The following is a 24,071-nucleotide window of genomic DNA, read 5'->3' as shown; positions in this document are numbered from 1 at the left end:
GGAGAGGACGTCATGACCGCCTGGAGCGGTGCGGACCGTACCGTCGACGTGCTGGTCGTCGGCGCGGGCCCCGCCGGGCTCGCCGCCGCCGCGCGGCTCGCGGCGGCGGGCGCGGGCCGGGTCGAGGTCCTGGAGCGGGAGCGGACCGCCGGCGGCGTGCCCCGGCACTGCGCGCGCGGCGGCTTCGGGGCGTTCACCGGACCCTCGTACGCCCGGCGGGCGGTGCGGGCCGCCGTACGGGCCGGGGCGGTGGTGCGTACCGGGGTCGGCGCGACGGGCTGGGCCGGGCCGCTGACTGTGGAGGTCACCGCGCCCACCGGTCTCGAACGGATCACCGCCCGGGCCGTGGTCCTCGCCACCGGGGCCCGCGAACGGCCCCGCAGCGCCCGCCTGGTGCCGGGCAGCCGTCCCGCCGGGGTGTTCAGCACCGGTGAGCTCCAGCAGTCCGTCGAGCTGTACGGGCTGCGCCGCGAGCGGATCGGGCGGCGGGCGGTCGTGGTCGGCTCGGAGCCGGTCGCCCGGCACGCGGTGCGCACCCTGCGCCGGGCCGGGGTCACGGTGGCGGCCGTCGTCTCGGAGCGGACGCGCGGGCCGCGCCTGCCGGGACCCGCGCTGCGCGGCGCGACGGTGCTCGAACTCGTCGGCCGGGGGCGCCTGTCGGGGGTCCTCGTGCGGGGCGCGGACGGGCGGACCGGGCTGTTGCGCTGCGACACGGTCGTCTTCACCGGCGACTGGATCCCCGACCACGAACTCGCCCGCACCGGCGGCATCCCCCTCGACCGCGCCACCCGGGGCCCGGCCGTCGACGCCGCGTTCCGCACCCGCGTGCCGGGGGTCTTCGCCGTCGGCAACCTGCTGCGGGGCGTGGAGCCGGCGGTGGTCGCCGCGACGGAGGGCCGGGCGGTCGCCGCCGCCGTCCTCGCCCATCTGGCGGACGCGCCGTGGCCGGGGCCCGGCGTCCCGGTCGCCGTCGGGGGCGCCCTGCGCTGGGCCTCCCCCAACCGCCTCACGGGCCCGGCCCCGGCGCTGCTGCTCCGCCCCGCCGACCGCCTGCTCCGCCCGGTCCTGACGGTCGTCCAGGACGACCGCGTCCTGCACACGGCCCGGCTCCCCGGACGCGTGGACCCGCACCGCTCGGTCCGCCCGCCCACCGGCTGGACGACGGCCGTGGACCCGGCGGGCGGACCCGTGGTGATCCGGCTCGACAAGGCGTAGCCCCCGCTTGTTCCTCCGGAGTGCGGAATCCGCCAGACTGGGCCGTATGCCCGACAAGCGCAGTGCCGGACTCCTCCTCTACCGCAGGACAGCCGACGGCGGTACGGAGGTGCTCATCGGCCATATGGGAGGGCCCTTCTGGGCCGGGCGGTCGTCGGCCGCCTGGTCGATCCCCAAGGGCGAGTACGGGCCCGACGAGCCGCCCGAGGCCGCCGCGCGCCGCGAGTTCCAGGAGGAGCTCGGGCTCGCGCCGCCGGACGGGGTGGCCGTCCCGCTCGGCGAGGTCCGGCAGGCGAACGGGAAGCTGGTCACCGTGTGGGCCGTCGAGGCGGATCTCGACCCGGAGCGGGTGGTGCCGGGCACCTTCGCCATGGAGTGGCCGCCTCATTCGGGCACGGTGCGGGAGTTCCCCGAGCTCGACCGGGTCGGCTGGTTCGGCTTCGAGGCGGCCGCGCCCCTGCTGGTGGCGGGTCAGCAGGCCTTCCTGGAACGCCTCGCGGCGTACCTCGGCGGGCCAGGGACCTGATTGTCAGACCCGTACGAGAGGGTGGTGGGGACGACCGCCGCAAGCTGCTAGAGGGAGCCCCGACATGACGACGATCACCGGCCGTGAGCGCGCCGCCGCCCAGGCCTACCTGCGCCTGCTGGAATCCACCCAGGCGGTGCTCGCCGATCCGCGCCTGGAGCCGTACGCGGCGGCGATGCTCACCCATCCGATGGCCGAGGCCGACGCGGCGCTGCGCGAGGCGGGCTTCTCGGGGAACGAGGCGCATCTGCTGCATCTCGTGGCGGCGCTGAGGGCGTCTCCCGCGGTGGATCGGGGCAGGCCCGTGTGAGGCGGGGCGGGTGCGGGGGCACGGCGCCCGCCGCTCACCCCACCCGCCCGTCCTCCCTCCGGTCCGTCGCCTCCTGGTGCCGGGGGCGGCGGCCGAGGAGTTCGGCGAGGCCTCGGCGGGTGGTGGCGACGACGACCCGGTCGCCGGGGCCGAGGACGTCGCCGGGCGGCAGCTGCCACGCCAGGCCGTAGCCGGAGCGGTTGGCGGGCACCCCGGCGGCGCCCCGCGCGATGACCCGCCAGGCGCCGGGCCGGAACGCCTGGGCGACCGTGCGGCCCTCCAGGAGGGGGTGGTCGGTCACGTCGAGCGCGGCGAAGAGCAGCACCCGGCGCTCCACGGGGATGGCGCCGAGGACCTGGCGGCCCATCATCGCCCCGGCGAACGCGGGCGCGGCCAGGTGGGAGACGCTGCGGCTGCGGGTGAGGGCGCCGGGGTGCGCGGCGCGCAGGGTGCGGTAGACGGCGGTGGCGAAGTCGTCGTCGTACAGGCGCAGCGCCACCCGCAGGTCGGGGCTGATCGACCGGGCGTGCAGCGCGGCCTCCAGGTTGGTGATGTCGACGCTGGTCAGGGCGAGCAGGGCGCGGGCCCGGTGGATGCGGGCGGCCTCCAGGACACCCTCCTCGGTGACGTCGCCGATGACCGTGGGCACCCGCAGCCGGCGGGCGAGCGCGAGGCCGCGGGCCTCGGGGTCGGCCTCCACGCAGACCACCGGGATGTTCATCCGGCGCAGCCGGGCGAGCACCCGGGTGCCGACCTTGCCGAGGCCGAGCAGCACGACATGGCCGGAGAGACCGCGCGGCGGGCGGCGCAGGGTGGTCGCCGAGCGGAAGGTGCCGAGGGTTTCGAGGAGCGCGGCGACGAGGACGGGCAGCAGGAGCAGTCCCACGAACCCGGCGAGGATCTGGATCACCTGACGGCTGGTCGGCTCGCCCACCGCCGGGTCGCCGATGGCGAAGACGTCGAGCAGGGTCAGATAGGCGGCGTGCAGCGGGTGGTCGCCGGTGGCGAAGGTGGACGCCAGGGCGAGCCCGAGGACGGCGGCCGCCACGCCCGCGAGGGACCAGCGCAGCCGCCGGGAGAACAGCGAGCCGACGGGCAGCGCGGAGGCGCCGAGCCAGCCGGTGGCCTGGGCGGGGCCCTCGTACGTGACGGCCTCCAGGGCGACGATCCCGCGCCCGGTGGCGGCGGCGACGGCGGCGTCGTCGGGCAGCAGCTGGGGGCCCTGGTCGCCGCTGCGCTCGGAGCCCTCGCTGCCGGCCGGGTCGCTGGCGGTGGCGGAGAGCAGCGCCAGGGTGCACAGGCCGGGGTCGGCGACCTCGCCGCGGGCGGGCGGGGGCCGGTCGACGGCGTGCAGAAGCAGTCCGCCGGCCTGGATGACCTTCTTGCTCCCGGCGACGGCGGTGGCCGCGAGGGCGGGCGCGGCGGTGTCGGCGTCGGACAGGACGGTCGTCGCGGCGTCCAGCTTCTCGGGGTCGAGACCGGGTTCGGAGACGGCCGCGGCCTGGTCGAGGAGGGTGGCCAGGTGCTGTCCCAGCTTGCGGTTGTAGAGCCGGATGACCAGGCGCAGCCTCGGGTTGAGCCGGCGGGCGGCCAGCGCGGCGCGGATGTTGCGCTCGTCGTCCTCGTGGACGAGCGCGAGGGCGGCGGCCCGCTCCACGCCCGCGTCGAGCAGCGCCTGGTCGTCGGCCTCGCCGGTCTCCATCACGCGGATCGTCCGGGCCTGTGCCGCGCCGCGCGGATCGCCCGCGCCGGGCGTGCCCGTGGCACCCGTGGTGCGGGTGACGGCCGCGGTCACCCGCCCGAAGAGCGCCGCGGCCCGTCCCGTACGGGCCACGGGCCTGCTGGGGGTGTCGAGGGGCGCCGGGACGAGCAGGGTGACGCGCTCCCCGTACATCTCGTGCAGCTCCGCCGCGAGACGGTGGGCCAGCACGTCGTCGCCGCAGACGATCATGTGCTCGGCGGGGCCTGGGCCGTCGGCGCCCGGCGGGGCAACGGGCCTGCTCTGGTTCGGGAATGAGGACACGTCACCAGGATGCCCTGCCCCTCCGACAGCCGGGGCGGCGCCCGGGCGGCGCGCGGGCACGACGGCGACGCGCCCGCCCTCCGGCACACCCGCTACGCCGGTCGGCGCACTCCGGCCTGCGGGCCGCGCGCCCCGTTCCTACGGTGGCTGAATGATCGTCACGCCAGCTGTCCGTCATGCCGCCGCCGGTGCCGCGGCGCTGCTGCTCGTCCTGCCGGTCCCCACGGCCGCTGCCGCCCCCGCCCCGGGGCACGCGTCGGCCCCCGCCTTCGCCTCCTCGGCCGCCGAGCCCACCCCGCCCGCGCGGTCCTTCGTCGATCCGGCCCGGCTCGACCGCTCGGGCACACAGGTGCAGCCGCTGCGGGGCGCGCCGCAACTGCCGTCCCTCTCGGCCCTGTCCTGGGTGGTGGCCGACGCGGCCACCGGCGAGGTCCTGGCGGCACGTGACGCGCACCGGAAGCTGCCGCCGGCGAGCACCTTGAAGACGCTGTTCGCGCTGACCGCGCTGCCGCACCACGACGGGGGCGAGCGGCACACCGTCAGCGACGAGGAGCTCACCGGCATCGGCGAGGGGAGCAGCCTGGTCGGGGTGAAGGAGGGGTACACGTACAGGGTGTCGGACCTGTGGAACGGCGTCTTCCTCAGCTCCGGGAACGACGCGGTGCACGTCCTGGCCGCCATGAACGGCGGCTGGGAGTCGATGACCCGGCAGATGCAGGAGAAGGCGCGCGCGCTGGGCGCCCGCGACACGCACGTGGTCTCGCCGGACGGCTACGACGCGCCGGGCCAGGTGTCCTCCGCGTACGATCTGGCGGTCTTCGGGCGGGCCGGGCTCCAGGACCCGGGGTTCACCCGCTACTGCTCGACGCGTTACGCGGACTTCCCGGCCGGCTCCTGGTCGTACGGCATCGCCAACACCAACCGGCTGCTCACGGGCGCGGACGGGGTGGCCCGCTACCCCGGGCTCATCGGCATCAAGAACGGCTACACCAGCGGCGCCGGGAACACCCTGGTCGTCGGCGCGCGGCGCGGGGCCCGCACGCTGGTCGCGTCGGTGATGAACCCGCAGGGGGGCGGCGGATTCGCCGTGTACGAGGAGGCGAGGGACCTGCTCGACTGGGGCTTCGAGGCGGCGGGCCGGGTGCAGCCGGTGGGCTCCCTCGCTCCGGCGAAGGCCCCCCGGAAGAACGAAGGGGGCACCGTGCGCGCCGCCGCGCGGAACGTGAACCGGGCGGGACCGGAGGCCGGTGACACGGCGCCGTCCGGTGCGGCCGCCCCCGCCCCCGCCCCGCACCGGCAGGCCGCTCCCACGGGCAGGACAGCCGGGCTCCCCCTGGCCCTGGTGGGCGCGGCGCTCGGCGCGGCGCTCTCGCTGTGGCTGTGGCGGCGCTTCGGGGCACGCGGCAACTGAGGACCGGCACGGTTCGGCGGGCGCCGCACGGTCCGGCGCCTAGCCTGCTCGGGCGCCGTCCGGGAGGGTCCCGGGCGGGACGTGCGAGGAGTGGACCGATGGGCATGGGGACGGATGGGCGCGCGGCCGTGGACGGGTACGCGGAGGAGGTGGCCCGCCGGTTCCGCGAGGTCAACGGTGTGCACGCGATGACGGCGGCGGACGACGCCTATGTGAGCGCGCAGTTCGTTCCGCTCGACGAGCTGTGCGCCGCGCTCGGGCGGGACGCGGACGAGGCGCGGCGGCGGATGCTGGACGGCCTGCTGCCGCTGCCGGGCTATCTGCGGTCGGACGGCGCGCAGATGGTGCCGCGCGACCTGTTCGAGCCGACCGAGGAGGCGGGCGGCCCGGAGCTGCTGCGCGCCTGGTTCGTCGCGCACTGGGAGGACGCCGCCGAGGGCGCGGAGGAGTGGGCGGCGTATCTGAGCGGTCAGTACGTCTGCCTGCACCGGGTCACCCCGGCCACGATCCGCCGCAAGGGCGAACTGACGGCGTCGATCACCGCGGCCGTCGCCTCGCCCCGGCCGCGGGAGCCGGGGTGGTCGGCCGCCCTGCACGCGCTGGTGGACGAGCTGGACGGTCTTGAGCCGGCCTTCACCCCGTACGACCGGCTGCGCTTCGGCGGGCCGACGTCCCGGGACGTCTGCGTGGACGCGGTACGGGAGCGCTTTCCGAGGGGGTGACGGGTGGACCGTCAGGCGCGCAAGCGCGCCGCCCCGCTCAGCGCTCCGGCTCGTCCGGGCGGGGGCGCTCCGCCCCGGTCAGATGGCGGCGCGACCAGCCGAGGAGCAGTCGGAGCACGCTCACCAGCGTGACCACCCACACGGCGGCGAAGGCCCAGATCAGCGCGGGTGACTCGGTGGCGACGGCGGCCACGAAGAGGGCGAGCGCGGCGACGCCGAGGAGGGCGGTGACGCGTCCGCCGGGGCGGCGGAAACGGAGACCGGGGTGGTGGAGCCCGGGACGCGGGTGGCGGTGCCAGCGAGCAGGGTGGCCGGTGCGCAGGCCCCTGGCGAGGGACCGGTCCGTTCCCAGGCCCTGCTCGATCTCCTCCAGGATGCGCCGCTCCCGCGGCGAGAGCCGTGCCTCGTCCATCGCCGACACCTCCAAGCGGGCGACAAGGACGCCCGGCGCGGCCCGCGGGCCGTGGCCGTCCTCGCTCCCTACCCTGCGCCTACCCCACAGGGCCGCGTCGAACCGCGCCGACGACCGGGCGGGGCTCGGCCAGGTAGTGCTCGGCGGCGTGGACCGCCTCGCGGGCGGTGCGGACGCCCATGAGGACGCAGAGCGTGTACGTGGTGTCCTCCAGCCTGCGCCGGACCGACGGGTCGCACGGAAGGGCCACGCTCCGCCGTTCCTCGGCGCGGTAGCTCCGCAGCAGCCGGTCGATCGTGTCGCGGTCGGGGAGCAGCATCCCATCCTCCTGGTGACGCCCTGGCCCCCCGGCCCCACCATCGTGGGGTCACCCGCCCACCGACGCGACTCGCGGCGCCACGCTCCGTGATCGCCGCTCCTCCCCCGCATGCGGGGGTGTCCCCGATGGCGGAAGGTCGAGAGAGGGGAAGGCCTCGGCGAGGGGAAGGCAGGAGGGTCGGGTCATGAACCCCAGCGATCGGCTGCGTGTCGTCGTCACCGGCGCCACGGGCAACGTCGGCACGAGTCTGCTCCGCGCCCTGGAGCGGGAACCGCGGGTCGCCTCCGTGCTCGGTCTGGCCCGGCGCCTGCCGCGGCTGACCCTGGCGAGGACGGAGTGGGCGGAGGTGGACCTCTCGCGGGAGGACGCCGGGCCCCGGCTGGCCTCGTACGTGGACGACGCGGACGCGGTCGTCCATCTCGCCTGGCGCTTCCAGCCGACGCACGATCCGGTGGCGACCTGGCGGACCAATGTGCTGGGCGCGGTACGGGTCTTCGACGCGGTCGCCGCCGCGCGCGTCCCGGTCCTGGTGCACGCCTCGTCGGTCGGCGCCTACTCCCCCGGTCCCGAGGGCGGCGCCCCGGTCTCGGAGGCCTGGCCGACGCACGGCTGGCCGGGTGCCGCGTACACCCGGGAGAAGGCGTATCTGGAGCGGGTCCTGGACACCTTCGAGCGCGACCATCCGCAGACGCGGGTGGTGCGGATGCGGCCGGCCTTCCTGTTCAAGGAGGAGTCGGCGAGCGAGCAGCGACGGATCTTCGCGGGGCGCTTCTTCCCCGGCCGCCTGTTCCGGCCGGACCTGCTTCCGCTCGTGCCGGAACTCTCCGGCCTGCGCTTCCAGGCGCTGCACACCGACGACGCGGCCGACGCGTACGTGCGCGCGCTGCTGCGGGACGTGCGGGGCGCGTTCAACCTGGCGGCCGGTCCTGTGGTGGACGCCCGGACGCTCGGCGCGCTGTTCGGCGCCCGCCCGGTGAAGGTGCCGAACGCGGCCGTGCGGGGCGCGCTGGCCACTGCCTGGCGGCTGCGGGTCGCCCCGTCCTCCCCGGGGCTCTTCGACGCGGTGCTGCGCCTGCCGCTCCTCGCCACCGGGCGGGCGGCGCGGGAGCTGGGGTGGGAGCCGTCCAGGACCTCGGTGGAGGCCCTGGAGGCGTTCCTGCGCGGGGTCCGCGCCGGTGCCGGCGACGCCACGGAGCCGCTCGCGGGCCGGCGGACCGGCTGATCGCGCCGCGGCCCGGCCGGGTCAGCCCCAGTCGACGATCCGCATGGCGGCACCGGCGGCCTCCCGGCCCCGGCAGTGGGCGCGGTGGTGGGCGAGGACGGCGTCGATGTCGAGGTGGCGGCCGAACGCGGGCAGGGCGGCGAGCCGTTGGGCGTAGGCCCAGAGCGCGGGGTGTCCGGCGACGCGGTCCATGGCGGCGGCGTCGAGGTGCCAGCGGTGGACGGTGTCGAGCTGGACGAGGGTGACCCAGACGGTGACGTCGGCGACGGTGGGCGCGTCGCCGAGGACGTACGGGTGGCGGGCGAGCCGCCGTTCGAGGGAGCCGAGCGCGGCGAAGAGCACGGTGAGCGGGTCGCGGTGCGCGGCCTGGTCGTCGAGGCCGAGCTCACCGGCCCGCTGGGCGGCGGCGTGGACGCTGCGCGCGCACAGGTCGGCGACGGCCCGGATCTCGTCCTGACGGGCCTCGGGGAGGAGTTCGGGTCCGTCGCCCCGGAAACGCAGGGCGAGGTCGCGCAGGATGTCGGGCACGTGCGTGGAGACGATGCGGCCGGTCCAGCCGTCGCTGAGGACGGGTGCGGTGGCGGGTCCCGCGTACTGGTGGGCGCTGGCCTCGTAGAGCGGGCGCAGGACGGCGTAGCCGCCGTCGGGGGTGTCGGGCGTGGCGGGCAGGACGGTCAGCGGCAGCGTCTCGTCGAGGCCCAGGAGGCTGTGGGTGACGGCGATACCCAGACAACTGGGGTCGGCGGGGGCCAGATGGAGCCGGTAGCGGTGCGGGGCCGCGTAGTGGCCGCTGCCCACGTCGCGGCCGATCCGGCCGCGGAAGGCCGGGGTGGCGGTGGCGGGGACGATCGACGGGACGACGGAGGGGAGGCCGGCTGGGAGGCCGGGCGGGGCGGTCTGGGCGGTCGGGGCGGTGGTGGGGATGACGGACATGCTTCTCCTTGGGGTGCTCGGTGCTGGGTCGCGGTGGCGCACGACGGCGTCGGCGCGCGCCCGGAGGCAGCAGAGGTACGGGCAGGAGGGAGGTGGGTCGCGGAGAGGTGGCGCCGTGGAGAGGTGGAGGCGCGGCGAGGTGGCTGGGAACAGCCGGTGGAGGTGCGGCGGTACGGGACCGCGGCCCTCGCCGCCACGGACGGCGACTCCTCGCCGTCGTTCCGCCGAACGGGCGCTACGCCGCGCTGCAGACCCGCAGCAGGTCGATGTGGCGGCGGGAGGTCAGCGGCAGGGAGCGGGGCAGGCGGGGGGCGTGTGCCGTCTCCGCCGCGTCCGTGGCTCCCATGGTTCCCTACCTGTTCGCTCGGTTTCCCGTCCACGAGTGTGGGAGCGTCCGCGCCCCTCGTCAAGGGTGCGGAATAATGCTCCCATGCGCATTTCAGCCAGGGCCGACTACGCGGTGCGGGCCGCCCTCCAGCTCGCCGCGGCCCAGGACACCGGGCCGCTGAAGGCCGAAGCCATCGCCGACGGCCAGGGGATCTCGCACAAGTTCCTTGAGGGCATCCTCGGGGACATGCGCAAGGGCGGCCTGGTGCAGAGCCAGCGCGGCGGCAACGGCGGCTACTGGCTGGCGAAGCCGGCGGCGGAGATCTCGGTCGCGGACGTGATCCGGTGCGTGGAGGGTCCACTGGTGTCGGTGCGCGGGGTGCGCCCGCCGGAGCTCTCGTACACCGGACCCGCCGAGTCGCTGCTGACGCTCTGGGTGGCGCTGCGGGCGAACGTGCGCCATGTGCTCGACGGGGTGTCGCTCGCGGAGCTGGCCTCGGCGAAGCTGCCGGCCGAGGTCGTGGCGCTCGCCGAGGATCCGGACGCCTGGACCAATCCGTAACCCGCCGACTCCTCCCGAAACCGCTGGTCGGCGGCGTCTCGTACCACCTTTCGAGATGTCATTGTCCGTGATACGGACGCCTCTTGGGGCCGGGGCGAACCCTCTGCCACTATCCCTACTATTCCAGTGGGGATACTAGGGATCATGTGAGGTGACGTGAGAACGCCGAAGAAGTCAGCGATACGCCCCACCTCCGCGCCGGCCGACCGCCCGGCCGACGACGAGATCTGGCCCCGCGTCACCAGAGAGCTCGCCGACGACCTCGCCGTGGACGCCCTGACCCGGGACCGCGCGGGCAAGGCCCCCTTCGACGAGGTGGCCCGGCTCCAGGAGGCGGGCCTGCCCGCCCTGCTCACCGCGCCGGGGCCCAGCGGCCGCGGCGCCGACTGGCGCACCGCGTGCGGGGTGATCCGCGAGATCGCCGCGGCCGACGGCTCCATCGGCGAACTCCTCGCCCACCACTGCGTCCTGTCCTGGACCTCGCGGTTCCTCGGCCCCGCCGCAGGACCGCTCGACCTCGACACCAGGACCGCCGAGGAGAGCTGGCTGCTCGCCGGGGCGGTCGAGCCGCCGCGCGTGGACGCCGTGCCCGCCGGGCTCACCCTGACCCCGGCGGGCGGCGGCGGCTACGTGCTCGACGGGCGGCGCGCCTTCGCCTCCGGTGTCACCGTCGCCGACCGGCTGATCGTCGGCGCCCGTTGTACGGAGACGGGTGACCTGCTCGTCGTCCTGGTCGACCCGGCCCACCCGGCCGTGTTCACCGACGCGGGCGCCGAGCGGGTCGGCCAGCGCCTCGCGGGCGCCGGGACGGTCACCTTCGACCAGGTCCCGGTCGGGTCGGAGCAGGTGCTCGGCGCGCTCCCCCAGGACGAGCACGCCGTCGCCCCATACTCGACCCTGGCGCCGCTCGCGCTGCGGCTGCTCCTGGTCCACGTCGGGCTCGGCATCGCCGAGGGCGCGCTCGCCGAGGCCCGGGACATCAGCCGGGCCAGCCAGGCGGCGGCGCCGCCCGCCGAAGGGGCGCGGGGGCGGGCCGCGTTCACCTCGGGCTTCGCGAACGACTTCGGCCTCGACGACGGCTTCGCGGCGGACCTCGCCGCCACGGGGACGACGGGCCGCCGGGGACTGGTCTCCTTCTCCGGAGTCGGCCCCGGGGACGATCCGTATCTCCTGCTCGCCTACGGGGAGTTGGCGACCGCCGCGCACGCCGCCGCCGCGGTGGTCGAGCGGGCCACGGACGCCCTCGCCCGCGGTCTGGTCGAGGAACGCGCCTTCGGCGTCGAGGATCTCGCGGACGTCGCCGTGCTCGTCGCGGCGGCCGAGACGGTCACCAACCGGGCGGCCGTGGACATCACCACCCGCATCCTCGAACTGGTCGACCCGGCGACCGCCGCCCGCCCGCACGCCACCGGTCAGGGCTTCGACCGCTTCTGGCGCAACGTCCGGGCCCTCACCGCCCCGGTCTCGCCGGACCACCGGCTGCGCGACATCGGCGACCACTACCTCAACGGCACCCACGCCCGCCTCACCCTGCTGGCGTAACGCCCCCGGACGGAAAGGCGGGCTCCCGGGCCCGACAGGGGCCGGACGGCACGGTGGTCCGGGACCTCCGGCCCTCTCCCCGGGCGGCCGATGGGCCCAAGCTGGAGGCAGAGGGCCGGTCGTCCGGCCGGCCCGACGCCGAGCCGACGGAGGCAGCCTGATGAGTCGTGAGATCGTCGCGGGAGTGGACGGTTCCCCCGAGAGCCTGGCCGCGGCGGACTGGGCCGCGCGCGAGGCGCTGTCCAGGGGGCTGCCGTTGCGGCTGGTGCACGCGTGGCGCTGGGAGCCGCTCGACCTGCCGCTCCTCCAGGACCCGACGACCCAGCAGCAGGCCGCCCAGGGGGTGCTCCGCGAGGCCGAGGCCGCGGTCGCCGAACGGCACCCGGAGCTCCCGCTGACCGGGCGAATCATCGGTGACACCCCGGTCGCCGCGCTGCTCGACGCCTCGCGCGAGGCCGAGCTGCTCGTCCTCGGCTCGCGCGGGCACGGCGCCATCGCCGGGTACCTCCTGGGCTCGTACGGGCAGCAGGTCATCGCCGCCGCCCGGTGTCCGGTCGTCGCGGTCCGCTCCCGCGACGGCGCCTCGACCGAACCGCCCGCCGGGGAGATCCTGGTCGGCCAGCAGGGCAGCCCCGAGGACAGCGCGCCCGCGCTGCGCTTCGCCTTCGAGACGGCCGCCGCGCGCGGGGCGGCCCTCCGGGCGGTGCGGGCCTGGAGCCTGCCCCCGCTCTTCGCGTACAGCCCGGGCTCGATGGCTCTCGCCGACGAGGCCGGCGGACTCGTCCCGTACGAGGAGAAGGCGCTGCGCGAGGCGCTCGCCCCCTGGCGGGAGCGGTATCCCGACGTCCCGGTGACCGAGCACGTGGAGCTGGGGAGCGCCGGGCAGGTGCTGCTGTCGGGTTCGGGCGCGGCGCAACTGCTCGTGGTGGGACGGCGGGCGAAGCGCGGGGCGCTCGGCTCCCTGATCGGGTCGGTGGCGCACGCGGCGCTCCATCTCGCGCCGTGCCCGGTCGCAGTGGTCCCGCAGGAGGTTGACGCACAGGATTGACGAGGGGTGTCGCGCTGTCCGGGGCCGGAAAGGGTTATCGCCGTCGCCCCGGTGGCTCTCCCCAGTGCCGGACGCCAGTGCCGGACGGTCCGGTGGCCTCGAACAGAGAGCGGAGCCCATGCAGCACGACGCGTACGACGCAGGCGCCTCGAAGGCCCGGGAGCGGGGCGGTCGCGGCCGGCATCGCAAGGTGGCGGGCGGTGCCCGGCGGGGTGCTCCGTCCTTCCGTACGGCGATGACGGCGCTGGGGGCGGTCGCCGCCGCGCTGGCGGTCACCACCGGGGTCTACGTGGTGTCGCTCGACACGGCGGCCGGGTCCCCGCCGACCGTCGCGGCGGGGTGGGCCACCGCCGCCCGCGCCGCGCTGCCCGCGCCGCGCGAGGAGGTGCCGCCGCGCGCGAAGGCGGCGCCCTTGGCGGCCGGGACCGCCGCGCAGTACGTCGACCAGGTCCTCAATCTCGCCAACGCCGAGCGGCGGAAGGCCGGTTGTGACCCCCTCCGGTCCGACGCCAAGCTGCGGACGGCGGCCCAGAGGCACGCCGACGACATGTCCGACCGCGACTACTACGCCCATGACAGCCCGGAGGGGCGGAGCCCCGGCGACCGGATCACCGCCGCCGGATACACGTGGTCGACCTGGGGCGAGAACATCTTCCGCGGTCCGCACACGCCCGCGGAGGCGGTCGACGGCTGGATGAACAGCGAGGGGCACCGCAAGAACATCCTCAACTGCGCGTTCCAGGAGGTCGGCGTGGGGGTGAACCTCACCGGCAACGGCCCTTGGTGGGTACAGGACTTCGCCACCCCCTGAGGCCTCGACTGTGGGGTGCGGCCTGAGCCCTCAGCCGAGGGGCGCGGCCAGTTCCTGCACCCAGATCGTGCCGTCGGGCCCGGACACCGCCGCGACGCCGGTGTCGCGGTAGGCGCAGTCGAGGAGGTTGCGGCGGTGCGGAGGGTCGGCCATCCAGTCGGCCACGACGGACGCCGGGTCGGCCTGCCCCCGGGCCAGGTTCTCGGCCCAGGCGCTCCAGGAGTAGCCGACGGTCCCGAAGCGGCTCCCCGCGTCCGTGCCCTCGGGGGTCGTGTGGCCGTAGTAGCCGCGCGCCACCATGTCCCGTCCGTACGCGCGGGCCGCCTCGGCCAGCTTCGGGTCGGTCCTGAGCGGGCCGCACCCCGCCTCGGCCCGATGCGCGTTGACCAGCGCGTTCACCCGTTCCGCCACGCTCGGCCGCGGCCCCCGGCTCCGGCTGGGGCTCGGTGACGGGCGCGGCGCGGGCGGCGGGGTCGCGGTGCGGGTGACGGTCGGGGTCGCCGGGGGCGGGGGCGCGGGCGCGGCCCTCCTAGGCTCCGCGCGCTCCACACGCGCCTCGGGGCCGTCCGGTACGAGCAGGAGTGCGGCGCCGAGGATCGCGAGGAGGGCCACGGGGACGGGCCAGAGGCGCCGGGCCCGGTGCGCTCCCTGGGCCGGTACGTGGGATCCGGCGTCCGGCCCGTCCCCCGCCCCCGCCCACGCCACCGTCTCCATCGCCCCGGCCCCGGCCCCGGCTCCGGCTCCGTCCCGTCCCGCCCACACCAGCAGCGGCGGTACGAGCCCGAAGCCGACGAGGAGTCCCTCGGCCGGGGCGAGGCCCGTGCGGGTGGGGGCGCAGTGGGGGCAGGTGTCGAGGTGGCGGGCGAGGCGTTTGCGCCAGAGCGGGGAGGGGTGGCCGTCCCAGCCGGCGGTGGTCTCGGCGAGCCGGGGGCAGGGCGGTGCGGCGGCGAGGGCGCGGACGACGGTGCGGCCGGTCTCCAGGCGGGCCTTCATGCGCTGGACGCGGACGGCGGCGTGTCGGGGCGGCACGTCGAGGGCGGCGGCGAGTTCGGCGCGGGTGAGTTCGCCCGCGGCCTCCAGCCACCACAGGGAGAGCAGCTCCCGGTCCTCCGCGTCGAGCCAGCGGGTCGCCTCGGCCACCTCGCGGCGCTGGCCGGTGAGGCCGAGGCGCAGGATGGCGAGGTCGGTGAAGTCGCCGGCCGGGTCGGCGAGGGCGGCGGCCCCGTCGAGGCCGGGCAGCGGTGCCTGGAGGCGCTCGCGCCAGCGGTGCCGTATCCGGTTCATGGCGATGGCGACGAGCCAGGAGCGGAACCTGGCCGGGTCGCGCAGGCCCGGCAGGCCGTCCAGGGCGCGGATCATCGTGTCCTGGACGAGGTCGTCGACGTCGGCGTGGCCGTCGAGGGCGCGGCCGACGATGTTGTAGACGAGCGGCAGGTAGGCCCGTACGAGATCGTCCCCGGCGCGCGCGTCACCGGCCCGCGCCGCCTCGACGAGCTCGGCGGTGCGGTGCTCGACGCTGTCCATGTGCTGTGCTCCCTGGTACCCGGTGACGGTGTCCGCCCGGTGCGGTCCGTCGTCGGGAGACCGCCGGGGGCGGCCGGGACAACACTTTTCCCGGTATCGGGCCCCGGGCCCGCTATCCCGACAGGTGCGGCAGGGTCGGCACCGTCGCCCCGCCCCCTTCCCGTACCGCCGCGACGACGGCGTCGTGCAGGTCGCGGCTCTCCTCCTCCGATCCGCAGGGAACCGGACTGCCCGACATGGTGAACCAGTCGGAGGCGCCGCTGTACTGCACGGCCACACGTGCTTCCCGCTCGACGAAGGTGGTGTGCACGGTCAGATCGCCCGTGACCACTCCGCCCTCGACGGTCAGCACCCCGCCACGCCCGGTGTAGACACCGGCGGTCGTCCATGATGCCCAGCTCATCCATCCAGACTCACACCCGGACGGCGGATCCGCCACCGACGGGACCGCCCCGGCCGGACGGATGTCCGGCCGGGGCGGTCCCGGTCCCGTGCGGGGTCCTCGCTGATCAGGCGAGGGTGGCGATGGCCTCGTTGAAGGTCGCCGAGGGGCGCATCACGGCGGCGGCCTTGGCCGGGTCGGGCTGGTAGTAGCCGCCGATCTCGGCCGGGGAGCCCTGGACGGCGATCAGCTCGTCGACGATCTTCTGCTCGTCGGCGGCGAGCGTCTCGGCCAGCGGCGCGAAGGCCTTGGCGAGCTCGGCGTCCTCGGTCTGCTGCGCCAGCTCCTGGGCCCAGTACAGGGCCAGGTAGAAGTGGCTGCCGCGGTTGTCGATGCCGCCGAGGCGACGGGTCGGCGACTTGTCCTCGTTGAGGAAGGTGCCGGTGGCGCGGTCGAGCGTGTCGGCCAGGATCTGGGCGCGGGCGTTGCCCGTGGTGGTGGAGAGGTGCTCGAAGGAAGCGGCCAGGGCGAAGAACTCGCCGAGGCTGTCCCAGCGCAGGTAGTTCTCCTTGACGAGCTGCTGGACGTGCTTCGGGGCGGAGCCGCCGGCGCCCGTCTCGAACAGGCCGCCGCCCGCCATGAGCGGGACCACGGAGAGCATCTTGGCGCTGGTGCCCAGCTCCAGGATCGGGAAGAGGTCGGTCAGGTAGTCGCGGAGGACGTTGCCGGTGACCGAGATGGTGTCCTCGCCGCGGCGGATGCGCTCCAGGGAGAACGTCGTGGCGTCGACCGGGGACAGGACCTTGATGTCCAGGCCCTCGGTGTCGTGGTCCGCGAGGTACGTGTTGACCTTGGCGATCAGCTGCGCGTCGTGGGCGCGGGTCTCGTCCAGCCAGAAGACGGCCGGGGCGCCGGTGGCGCGGGCGCGGGTGACGGCCAGCTTGACCCAGTCCTGGATGGGCAGGTCCTTGGTCTGGCAGGCGCGGAAGATGTCGCCCTCGGCGACCTCCTGCTCCAGCACGGTGGCGCCGGAGGCGTCGACGAGGCGGACGGTGCCGGCCGCGGCGATCTCGAAGGTCTTGTCGTGGGAGCCGTACTCCTCGGCCTTCTGCGCCATGAGGCCGACGTTCGGGACGGAGCCCATGGTCGACGGGTCGAAGGCGCCGTGGGCGCGGCAGTCCTCGATCACGGCCTGGTAGACGCCGGAGTAGGAGCTGTCCGGGAGGACGGCGAGGGTGTCGGCCTCCTGGCCGTCCGGGCCCCACATGTGGCCGGAGGTGCGGATCATGGCCGGCATCGAGGCGTCGACGATGACGTCGGACGGCACGTGCAGGTTGGTGATGCCCTTGTCGGAGTCGACCATGGCGAGGGCCGGGCCCTCGGCCAGCTCGGCGTCGAAGGAGGCCTTGATCTCCTCGCCGAGGCCGTGCGGGATGGACTCCAGGCCCTTGAGCACGGTGCCGAGGCCGTCGTTGGCGGACAGGCCGGCGCCGGCCAGGACCTCGCCGTACTTCGCGAAGGTCTTCGGGAAGAAGGCGTGCACGACGTGGCCGAAGACGATCGGGTCGGAGACCTTCATCATCGTGGCCTTGAGGTGCACGGAGAAGAGGACGTCCTCGGCCTTGGCGCGGGCGACCTGCTCGGAGAGGAAGGTGCGCAGGGCCTCGACGCGCATGACGGAGGCGTCGACGACCTCGCCGGCGAGGACCGGGACGGACTCGCGGAGCACGGTGACGGTGCCGTCGGCGGCGACGTGCTCGATGCGCAGGGCACCGGCCTCGGCGATGACGGCGGACTTCTCGGTGGAGCGGAAGTCGTTCTCACCCATGGTCGCGACGTTGGTCTTGGACTCGGGGGTCCAGGCGCCCATGCGGTGCGGGTGGGTCTTGGCGTAGTTCTTCACGGCGCCGGGCGCGCGGCGGTCCGAGTTGCCCTCGCGCAGGACCGGGTTGACGGCGCTGCCCTTGATCTTGTCGTAGCGCGCGCGGACGTCCTTGTCCTGGTCGCTCTGCGGGTCGTCCGGGTAGTCCGGGAGGGCGTAGCCCTGCGCCTGGAGCTCGGCGACCGCGGCCTTGAGCTGCGGGATCGAGGCCGAGACGTTCGGCAGCTTGATGATGTTCGCCTCGGGCGTCTTGGCGAGCTCGCCGAGCTCGGCGAGGGCGTCCGCGATGCGCTGGCCCTCTTCGAGCCACTCGGGGAAGCTGGCGATGATGCGCCCGGCCAGGGAGATGTCACGCGTCTCGACGTTGATCCCGGCCGTCGAGGCGTACGCCTGGATCACGGGCAGGAACGAGTACGTCGCCAGGGCGGGCGCCTCGTCAGTGTGCGTGTAGATGATGGTCGAGTCAGTCACCGGGTGTGCTCCGCTCCACGTCTGCGTCTGCGAGATTGCTCGACATCAAGATATCTCGTGATCGGGCTCCTCGGGAAAGGGGTCCTCGGGAACCGGACTCGCGAGCCGGTACGGGGCGGCCGCCGGGTCGAGCTCGACGTGCCGCAGCAGCCCGAGCAGCACGGCGGCGACGGCCGCTCCGGTGCCCGCGGCGAGGGCCTGGCCACAGCGGTGCGCGATCCGCGGCAGGTCGGCGGGGAGCGGCCCGGCGCCCGGCAGGCAGCCGGCCAGCAGATACGCCCCGGCGGCGAGCCCGGCGACGGCGGCCAGGACGAGCGGGACGGCGACCAGGAGCCGCTGCGGGGGCAGCCGGCGCCGGGGGGCGGGGCGGACCTTGCCCTTGCGGGCGAGGAGGGCGACGACCGCCGCGAAGGCGGCGAGCACCAGCAGGTCGGCGGCGATCACGTCGCCGGGGCGGTGCCTGCCGGAGGCGATGGAGTACGCGCCGATGCCGACGGCCCACAGGGAGGCCAGGCCCACGACGACGGCCCGCAGCCGGTGCGGCACCACCAGGACGAACCCGAGCGCGGTGCCCGCGGCGAGCACGGAGGTGCCGCTGGGGAAGCCGCTGCGCACGGCGGCGCCCGACGCGTCGACGAGGTGCGGCCCCGGCGCGTACCGCTGGAGGAGCTGGGCGACCAGCAGGGCGGTGGCCACGGTGCCGAGGGCGACGCCGGTGAGGGCGTGCCGCCTGCGCAGCGCGCCGACGACGGCGAGCAGCAGGACGGCGAGGACCAGGGAGAGGGTGCCGAGGCCGCGCAGCGAGGGGTGCTCGCGGAGGAACTGGGCCACGGCGGGGTCGGCGAGCCGCCCGGCGAGCACGGCGTCCCCCCAGCGTCTGCCGGTCGCGGTGAGCACGAGTCCGGCGTAGGCGACGGTGAGCAGGAGGACGGCGGCGAGGCAGGCGCGCCGCATCCGTATGCGTATGCGGGCGCTGAACGATCCGGCGGCCTCGGCGGCGACGGCGGCGTACCACCAGGTGTCACCGGCCGTCGCGACGCTCCGCGGGGAGCCGCCGGTACGGGGCCTGTCGAAGGGTGCCATGCCTCGATTCGACCCCGGCGCGCGCGGGGGCGCCCGCTGGAGTCACCCGAACGACGAGCGTCAGCGGGCGCGCTTCGCCATCTGGGCGCCGACCGACGAGCGTCAGCGGGCGCGCTTCGACATCTGGGCACCGACCGAGACGAGCAGCCCGGCCAGCATGACGCCGAGACCGGCGAGGGAGACGGCCGAGCGGACGACGGAGTCGTCGGCCAGGAGCGAGCCGGCCTGAAGGAAGAGCCCGGCAGCCACCACGAGCTGCGCCCAACCGAACACGGCCGGCCGCTGGACATGCCGCCGCTGCCACCGGAACACCCAGCCGCTCCGGATCGCGGCGACGCCGCTGATCACGAGCGCGATACCGAGGACGATGCCGGGTATGGCGAGGTACGACGTCATGATCTGCCCCCATGGACGCGTGGTGCCGCTGTGTCGGCGCGATCATGCCACAGCGGCCCGGGGGGCGGGGGCGTCGGCGGTCGTGCGCGTGGCGCCTGGCCCCGTTCGGGGTGAACGGGGTGTTGGCGAGGGCGACTTGGCGGCTTGCCTGGGGCGTGTTGCTGAGCCGGCGGGGCGCTGCGGGGTCCCGTTCCTCGGGGAGCGGGCCCCGTCGTTGCGGATGTCCAGGACCCGTTTTGGCGCGCGGGTCAGCGGGCGAGTTCCGCCATGGCGCCCCAGCCCTGCTGCGGGACCTCGACGTTGATGATCTCGGGGGTGCTGGCGATGGCTCCGGCCATGGTCTCCAGTCCGGCCTTGAAGTGGTCGGACGCGACGTGGGCCGCCCCCGCCTCGGCGTCGGCGAAGGCCTCAAGGAGGACGTACTGGTGCGGGTTGTCGACGCTGCGGGACCAGTCGAAGAACAGGTTGCCCGGCTCCTCGCGCGTGGCGCGGGTGAAGTCGGCGACCAGGTCGAGCCAGGTGTCGGCGTGCTCGGGGCGGGCGGTGAACCGTACGGCGATGAAGATCATGCCTCCACGGTGCGCCCCGGCCGGCCGCGCGGCCAGCCGGGGCGGGCGGAATTCCGGCAGGGCCGGAAACCGGGGGGATCCTAGGGGGCCCTAGGGGTCCTAGGGGGCCGCGTCCGGGAGGGCGGCGGTGAAGAGGGGGACGGCGCGGGCGAGTGCCGCGCGCACGGCGCCGTGGCGCTGCCGGAACCCGTCGGTGGGCAGGGAGACCGAGACCGCGTGCACGACCCCGTCGCGACGGGCGGCCGGGAGCACGGTGGCCAGGCAGGTGTACGCGGGGTCCGCCTCCCCCACGGAGACGGCGAAGCCGCGCTCCCGCACCCGGGCGAGCTCGGCCTCGAAGCGCTCGGGGCTGGTGATGGTCCGCTCGGTGAACCGGGCCATGCCGTGATCGGCCAGATACCGGCGCCGCTGCGCCGCGGGCAGCTCGGCGAGCAGGGCCTTGCCGTGGGCGGTCGCGTGGGCGCGGGCCTCGGCGCCGGGGACGAAGGGGTGAGCGGTGTCGGTGACGGGCGCGGTGGTGTCGACGACGGTGATCCGCCCGTCCCGGTAGGCGGTGAAGTAGGCCTCGGCTCCGGCGGTACGGCGCAGCAGCCCGAGGAGCTCGCCGATGCCGACCTCGCCGCCGCCGAGCCCGTGATGCCGCTGGTAGGCGCGGTGGAGTGCGGGGACGCGGGGCCCGGGGGCGTACCCCTCGGAGGTACGGACGAGGTGACCGCGCGCGATCAGCGGACCGGTCAGGTGGTAGACGGTCGACAGCGCGCAGCCGAGGGTGCGCGCGAGCGCCTTCGCGGTGACGGGCCGGTCGGCATCGGCGACGGCGTCGAGGAGCGCGAGGGCGCGGTCGACGGACTGGGGTCCGGGCTGGGGCGTGGGCGGGGACGAGGGCACGGCTCCAGCCTAAGGGCGCCCTGGGGCGTGGCCGGGCGCCACGGGCCCGGCCACGCCCATCCGGACACGGCCCGGGACCTTCGGCGGGGACAGGTGAGATGAGGCTCATAGCCCGATACGCCCGATTCCGCGTACGGTGTACAGATACCTTTGACTCCTTACCGCACCGGGAGGGTGTGTGCGCCGCTCCACGACCGACCACGCCACCGCGGGCCCCACGGGGCGCCGCGGCCACATACGCAAGGCGGCGCTCGCGACCGGCGCGGTCGCGGCAGTCGCCGGAGGGCTGTACGTGGCAGGCCTCGTCACCGCCGGGGACGACATATCCGCCGGCACCCGCGTCGACGGGGTGGACATCGGCGGGCTGAGCCGCGCCGAGGCCACGGCCCGGCTGACCTCCGCCGCCCCGGCCGCCTGGAAGGACCCGCTGAAGGTCCGTATCGGCGACACCGACGCGACCGTGGACCCGGCCGAGGCGGGCCTCACCGTCGACGTGGCGGCCACCGCCGACAAGGCGGCGGACCCGTCCAAGGACCCGGTCACGGTGATCGGCCGCCTCTTCTCCTCGGGGGAACGGGACGTCGAGCCGGTCGTCGCCTTCGACGACGCCAAGGCGCGCGCGGCCGTCGCCGCCACGGCCGAGGAGCACGACCGCACGGTCCGTGAGGGCGCCGTGGCGTTCAAGGACGGCAAGGCGGTCGCGACCCAGCCGCGTGACGGGCGCGCGCTCGACACCGCGGCGGCGGTCGACGCCCTGCGCGGCGCCTACCCGGCGGCCGGCGGATCGGCCGCCGTGACGCTGCCGGTCTCCGTGACGCAGCCGAAGGTGACGGCGGCCGAGGTCTCCCGCTTCATGAAGGACTTCGCCTCCCCCGCCATGTCGGGCCCGGTCACGCTGACCTCGGGCGACAAGCGCCTCGCGATCTCGGCGACGACACTCGGCGACCACCTGAAGGTGACCGCGTCCGACGGACGCCTGAACTCGTCCCTCGACACCGCCGCCCTGATGCGCGACCCCGACGTGGCCCGCCCGCTGGACACGTTCACCGGCGCCCCGGTCGAGGCCAGGCTCGGCGTCCAGGACGGCAAGGTCGTCGTCGAACAGGACGGCCGCCCCGGCCGCGAGGTGTCGCCGACGGCCTTCGGGCAGGCGGTGGAGCCGCTGCTCACCAAGGAGGGCGCGGCGGCCCGTACGGCCCCGGTGGCCACCAAGGTGACCCAGCCCGAGCTGTCGTCGAAGTCGCTGGCCGAACTGGGCATCAAGGAGCAGATGTCGACGTTCACGGTGAACTTCCCGGCGGCTCCGTACCGGACGACGAACATCGGCCGGGCGGTCGAGCTGATCGACGGCTCGGTGGTGAAGCCGGGCGAGGTGTGGAGCTTCAACCGCACGGTCGGCGAGCGCACCAAGGCCAACGGCTTCGTGGACGGCACGATGATCATGGACGGCCAGTACCAGAAGGCCCCGGGCGGCGGCGTCTCCGCGGTGGCCACCACGATGTACAACGCCCTGTTCTTCGCCGGCGTCCAGCCGGTCGAGCACGGCGCGCACTCCTTCTACATCGAGCGCTACCCGGCCGGCCGCGAGGCCACCGTCGCGTGGGGCACGCTGGACCTGAAGTTCCGCAACGACTCGGGCAAGCCGATCTACATCAAGGCGAGTTCGACGGACAAGTCGGTGACGGTCAGCTTCCTCGGCACGAAGAAGTACGACTCGGTGGAGGCGGTCGCGGGCCCCCGCACCAACGTCAAGCCGCCGGCCGAACGCAAGGACCCGAGCGCGAAGTGCGAGGTCCAGGAGCCGCTGGAGGGCTTCGACATCAAGGTCGACCGGGTCTTCAAGAACGATGGCACCGAGGTGAAGCGCCAGACGTTCTCGACGCACTACACGCCCAGGGACAAGGTGACGTGCGTGGGCAAGGACTGACGGACAGGCGACAGGGAAGGCCCCCTCTCCTCACGGAGAGGGGGCCTTCCCCATGCGCATCGGCAGACGATCAGGCGTCGCTACGAACGGACGAAGCCTCGGAAGCACTCACGTCCGCCCCCTCGGAGAGGTCACGGTGCCGGGTCTCACGGGCGCAGGCGACGGCGACGACGGTGAGCAGGGCGGCGGCGATGACGTAGAGGGCGATCGGGGTGGAGCTGTCGTAGTCGGCGAGCAGGGCGGTGGCGATGAGCGGCGCGGGGGCGCCGGCGGCGACGGAGGAGAACTGGGCGCCGATGGAGGCGCCGGAGTAGCGCATCCTGGTCGCGAACATCTCGGAGAAGAAGGCGGCCTGGGGGGCGTACATGGCGCCGTGCAGGACGAGCCCGACGGTGACGGCGAGCAGGAGGCTGCCGAAGGAGCCTGAGTCGATGAGCGCGAAGAAGGGGAACATCCACAGCCCCACGCCCACGGCGCCGACGAGATAGACCGGCCGTCGGCCGATCCGGTCGGAGAGCGCGCCCCAGAGCGGGATGACGGCGAAGTGGACGGCGGATCCGATGAGTACGGCGTTGAGGGCGGTCTGCTTGGAGAGCCCGACCTGGGTGGTCGCGTACACGAGGATGAACGCGGTGATGACGTAGTAGCTGATGTTCTCGGCCATGCGGGCGCCCATGGCGATGAGGACGTCGCGCCAGTGGTACCTGAGGACGGCGACGAGCGGCATCTTCTCGGCGGCGGAGGAGGCGTCGGCCTTGCGCTGCTCGGCGGCGGCGAGCGCCATCTTGAAGACGGGCGACTCGTCGACGGAGAGCCGGATCCAGAGCCCCACCATGACGAGCACGCCGGAGAGCAGGAACGGGATCCGCCACCCCCAGGAGAGGAACGCGTCGTCCGAAAGCAGCGCGGTGAGGGCAGAGAGCACACCGGTGGCGAGCAACTGCCCCGCGGGCGCCCCGGTCTGCGGCCACGAGGCCCAGAACCCACGCCGCCGCGCGTCCCCGTGCTCGGACACGAGCAGCACGGCCCCGCCCCACTCACCACCGAGCGCGAACCCCTGCACCAGCCGCAGCGCGGTGAGCAGCACCGGCGCGGCGGACCCGACGGTCGCGTGCGTGGGCAGCAGCCCGATGGCGAAGGTGGCCCCACCCATCAGCAGCAAGCTGAGCACCAGCAACTTCTTCCGCCCGAGCCGGTCCCCGTAATGCCCGAACACCAACGCCCCGAGCGGCCGCGCCGCGAACCCGACGGCATAGGTGAGGAAGGACAACAGGGTCCCGACCAGCGGATCCGACCCGGGAAAGAACAACTTGTTGAACACGAGGGCCGCGGCCGACCCGTAGAGGAAGAAGTCGTACCACTCGATGGTGGTCCCGATGAGGGACGCGGCGACGATGCGCTTGAGGGAACCGGGGGGCGTGGGGGCGTGTGTTGCGGCGGCCATGTGCACCACTTCCGAGCGGGGTGACGGGGACGTTGTCGTGTCGCCACACCGTAGGAACGGGCAGGTCAGGGGCGTATGTGGTGGGGCACCATAGTTCGGGGGGCGGGGGTGCGCGGGGGCAC

The 24,071-nt window shown here is 75.0% G+C and carries 23 protein-coding genes; 11 read left to right on the top strand and 12 right to left on the bottom strand.

Annotation, left to right across the window (positions count from 1 at the left end; translation table 11 throughout):
- Positions 1-12: 12 nt before the first annotated feature.
- The 3 genes from ABTZ54_RS33310 to ABTZ54_RS33300 all read left to right on the top strand — a co-directional run bounded on the left by ABTZ54_RS33310 (position 13) and on the right by ABTZ54_RS33300 (position 2,051).
- Positions 13-1,215 carry an FAD-dependent oxidoreductase gene (locus ABTZ54_RS33310; RefSeq protein WP_351670790.1) on the top strand — a complete coding sequence of 401 codons (1,203 nt, stop codon included), beginning with the start codon at positions 13-15 and terminating at the stop codon, positions 1,213-1,215.
- A gap of 46 nt (positions 1,216-1,261) precedes the next feature.
- A complete protein-coding gene (locus ABTZ54_RS33305; protein ID WP_351670757.1) occupies positions 1,262-1,741 on the top strand; it encodes an NUDIX hydrolase in 480 nt (159 codons plus the stop codon).
- A 64-nt stretch (positions 1,742-1,805) separates the two neighbouring features.
- A complete protein-coding gene (locus ABTZ54_RS33300) occupies positions 1,806-2,051 on the top strand; it encodes a hypothetical protein (protein ID WP_351670754.1) in 246 nt (81 codons plus the stop codon).
- 34 nt (positions 2,052-2,085) lie between these two features.
- On the opposite strand, the gene ABTZ54_RS33295 is transcribed toward ABTZ54_RS33300, so the two are convergent.
- Complete coding sequence (locus ABTZ54_RS33295; RefSeq protein ID WP_351670787.1) at positions 2,086-4,002, bottom strand: NAD-binding protein; 1,917 nt, start codon at positions 4,000-4,002, stop codon at positions 2,086-2,088.
- A 223-nt stretch (positions 4,003-4,225) separates the two neighbouring features.
- Between ABTZ54_RS33295 and ABTZ54_RS33290 the strand changes: the two genes are divergently transcribed.
- A complete protein-coding gene (locus ABTZ54_RS33290; protein WP_351670752.1) occupies positions 4,226-5,485 on the top strand; it encodes a D-alanyl-D-alanine carboxypeptidase family protein in 1,260 nt (419 codons plus the stop codon).
- Between the two features lie 98 nt (positions 5,486-5,583).
- Positions 5,584-6,207 (top strand): DUF6058 family natural product biosynthesis protein, encoded by a 624-nt coding sequence (locus ABTZ54_RS33285; protein ID WP_351670749.1) that lies wholly within the window; start codon positions 5,584-5,586, stop codon positions 6,205-6,207.
- 37 nt (positions 6,208-6,244) lie between these two features.
- Here the strand turns inward: ABTZ54_RS33285 and ABTZ54_RS33280 are convergent, their stop codons facing one another.
- Positions 6,245-6,619, bottom strand: coding sequence for a hypothetical protein (locus ABTZ54_RS33280; protein WP_351670746.1), 375 nt, complete (start codon positions 6,617-6,619; stop codon positions 6,245-6,247).
- Between the two features lie 79 nt (positions 6,620-6,698).
- On the bottom strand, positions 6,699-6,938 hold the full coding sequence (locus tag ABTZ54_RS33275; RefSeq protein WP_351670743.1) for a DUF5133 domain-containing protein: 240 nt from the start codon (positions 6,936-6,938) through the stop codon (positions 6,699-6,701).
- Positions 6,939-7,122: 184 nt separating this feature from the next.
- Here ABTZ54_RS33275 and ABTZ54_RS33270 point away from each other — a divergent pair, with 184 nt between their 5' ends.
- On the top strand, positions 7,123-8,160 hold the full coding sequence (locus tag ABTZ54_RS33270) for an NAD-dependent epimerase/dehydratase family protein (protein WP_351670740.1): 1,038 nt from the start codon (positions 7,123-7,125) through the stop codon (positions 8,158-8,160).
- Positions 8,161-8,181: 21 nt separating this feature from the next.
- On the opposite strand, the gene ABTZ54_RS33265 is transcribed toward ABTZ54_RS33270, so the two are convergent.
- Positions 8,182-9,093 (bottom strand): glutathione S-transferase C-terminal domain-containing protein, encoded by a 912-nt coding sequence (locus ABTZ54_RS33265; protein WP_351670737.1) that lies wholly within the window; start codon positions 9,091-9,093, stop codon positions 8,182-8,184.
- Positions 9,094-9,523: 430 nt separating this feature from the next.
- Between ABTZ54_RS33265 and ABTZ54_RS33260 the strand changes: the two genes are divergently transcribed.
- From ABTZ54_RS33260 to ABTZ54_RS33245, 4 genes are all read left to right on the top strand, one after another.
- On the top strand, positions 9,524-9,982 hold the full coding sequence (locus ABTZ54_RS33260; protein WP_351670734.1) for an RrF2 family transcriptional regulator: 459 nt from the start codon (positions 9,524-9,526) through the stop codon (positions 9,980-9,982).
- Between the two features lie 156 nt (positions 9,983-10,138).
- Positions 10,139-11,524 (top strand): acyl-CoA dehydrogenase family protein, encoded by a 1,386-nt coding sequence (locus tag ABTZ54_RS33255; RefSeq protein ID WP_351670731.1) that lies wholly within the window; start codon positions 10,139-10,141, stop codon positions 11,522-11,524.
- 160 nt (positions 11,525-11,684) lie between these two features.
- Positions 11,685-12,572 (top strand): universal stress protein, encoded by an 888-nt coding sequence (locus tag ABTZ54_RS33250; RefSeq protein ID WP_351670728.1) that lies wholly within the window; start codon positions 11,685-11,687, stop codon positions 12,570-12,572.
- 118 nt (positions 12,573-12,690) lie between these two features.
- Positions 12,691-13,383 carry a CAP domain-containing protein gene (locus ABTZ54_RS33245; RefSeq protein ID WP_351670725.1) on the top strand — a complete coding sequence of 231 codons (693 nt, stop codon included), beginning with the start codon at positions 12,691-12,693 and terminating at the stop codon, positions 13,381-13,383.
- Between the two features lie 30 nt (positions 13,384-13,413).
- Here the strand turns inward: ABTZ54_RS33245 and ABTZ54_RS33240 are convergent, their stop codons facing one another.
- The 7 genes from ABTZ54_RS33240 to ABTZ54_RS33210 all read right to left on the bottom strand — a co-directional run bounded on the left by ABTZ54_RS33240 (position 13,414) and on the right by ABTZ54_RS33210 (position 20,578).
- The gene (locus ABTZ54_RS33240) at positions 13,414-14,907 is read right to left on the bottom strand and encodes a sigma-70 family RNA polymerase sigma factor (protein ID WP_351670722.1); all 1,494 of its coding nucleotides are present in this window, start codon (positions 14,905-14,907) and stop codon (positions 13,414-13,416) included.
- A gap of 112 nt (positions 14,908-15,019) precedes the next feature.
- A complete protein-coding gene (locus ABTZ54_RS33235) occupies positions 15,020-15,310 on the bottom strand; it encodes a hypothetical protein (RefSeq protein ID WP_351670719.1) in 291 nt (96 codons plus the stop codon).
- Positions 15,311-15,416: 106 nt separating this feature from the next.
- Positions 15,417-17,642 carry an NADP-dependent isocitrate dehydrogenase gene (locus tag ABTZ54_RS33230; protein ID WP_351670716.1) on the bottom strand — a complete coding sequence of 742 codons (2,226 nt, stop codon included), beginning with the start codon at positions 17,640-17,642 and terminating at the stop codon, positions 15,417-15,419.
- A 45-nt stretch (positions 17,643-17,687) separates the two neighbouring features.
- Positions 17,688-18,725 carry a phosphatase PAP2 family protein gene (locus tag ABTZ54_RS33225; RefSeq protein ID WP_351670713.1) on the bottom strand — a complete coding sequence of 346 codons (1,038 nt, stop codon included), beginning with the start codon at positions 18,723-18,725 and terminating at the stop codon, positions 17,688-17,690.
- A gap of 102 nt (positions 18,726-18,827) precedes the next feature.
- Complete coding sequence (locus tag ABTZ54_RS33220; RefSeq protein ID WP_351670710.1) at positions 18,828-19,121, bottom strand: hypothetical protein; 294 nt, start codon at positions 19,119-19,121, stop codon at positions 18,828-18,830.
- A 248-nt stretch (positions 19,122-19,369) separates the two neighbouring features.
- On the bottom strand, positions 19,370-19,690 hold the full coding sequence (locus ABTZ54_RS33215; protein ID WP_351670708.1) for a putative quinol monooxygenase: 321 nt from the start codon (positions 19,688-19,690) through the stop codon (positions 19,370-19,372).
- Between the two features lie 99 nt (positions 19,691-19,789).
- Positions 19,790-20,578 (bottom strand): IclR family transcriptional regulator, encoded by a 789-nt coding sequence (locus ABTZ54_RS33210; protein WP_351670705.1) that lies wholly within the window; start codon positions 20,576-20,578, stop codon positions 19,790-19,792.
- Between the two features lie 178 nt (positions 20,579-20,756).
- On the opposite strand from ABTZ54_RS33210, the gene ABTZ54_RS33205 reads away from it, so the two are divergent.
- Positions 20,757-22,505: a VanW family protein gene (locus ABTZ54_RS33205; RefSeq protein ID WP_351670702.1), complete on the top strand. Its 1,749-nt coding sequence runs from the start codon at positions 20,757-20,759 to the stop codon at positions 22,503-22,505.
- Between the two features lie 70 nt (positions 22,506-22,575).
- Here ABTZ54_RS33205 and ABTZ54_RS33200 read toward each other — a convergent pair whose 3' ends face one another.
- Positions 22,576-23,949, bottom strand: a complete 1,374-nt coding sequence (locus ABTZ54_RS33200; RefSeq protein ID WP_351670699.1) for an MFS transporter — start codon at positions 23,947-23,949, stop codon at positions 22,576-22,578.
- Positions 23,950-24,071: the final 122 nt, after the last annotated feature.

The organism is Streptomyces sp. NPDC094032 (genome assembly GCF_040303965.1).
Taxonomy (GTDB): Bacteria; Actinomycetota; Actinomycetes; order Streptomycetales; family Streptomycetaceae; genus Streptomyces.
The sequence above is the reverse complement of the archived record's forward strand: the minus strand, read 5'-3'. Positions and strand labels throughout refer to the sequence as shown.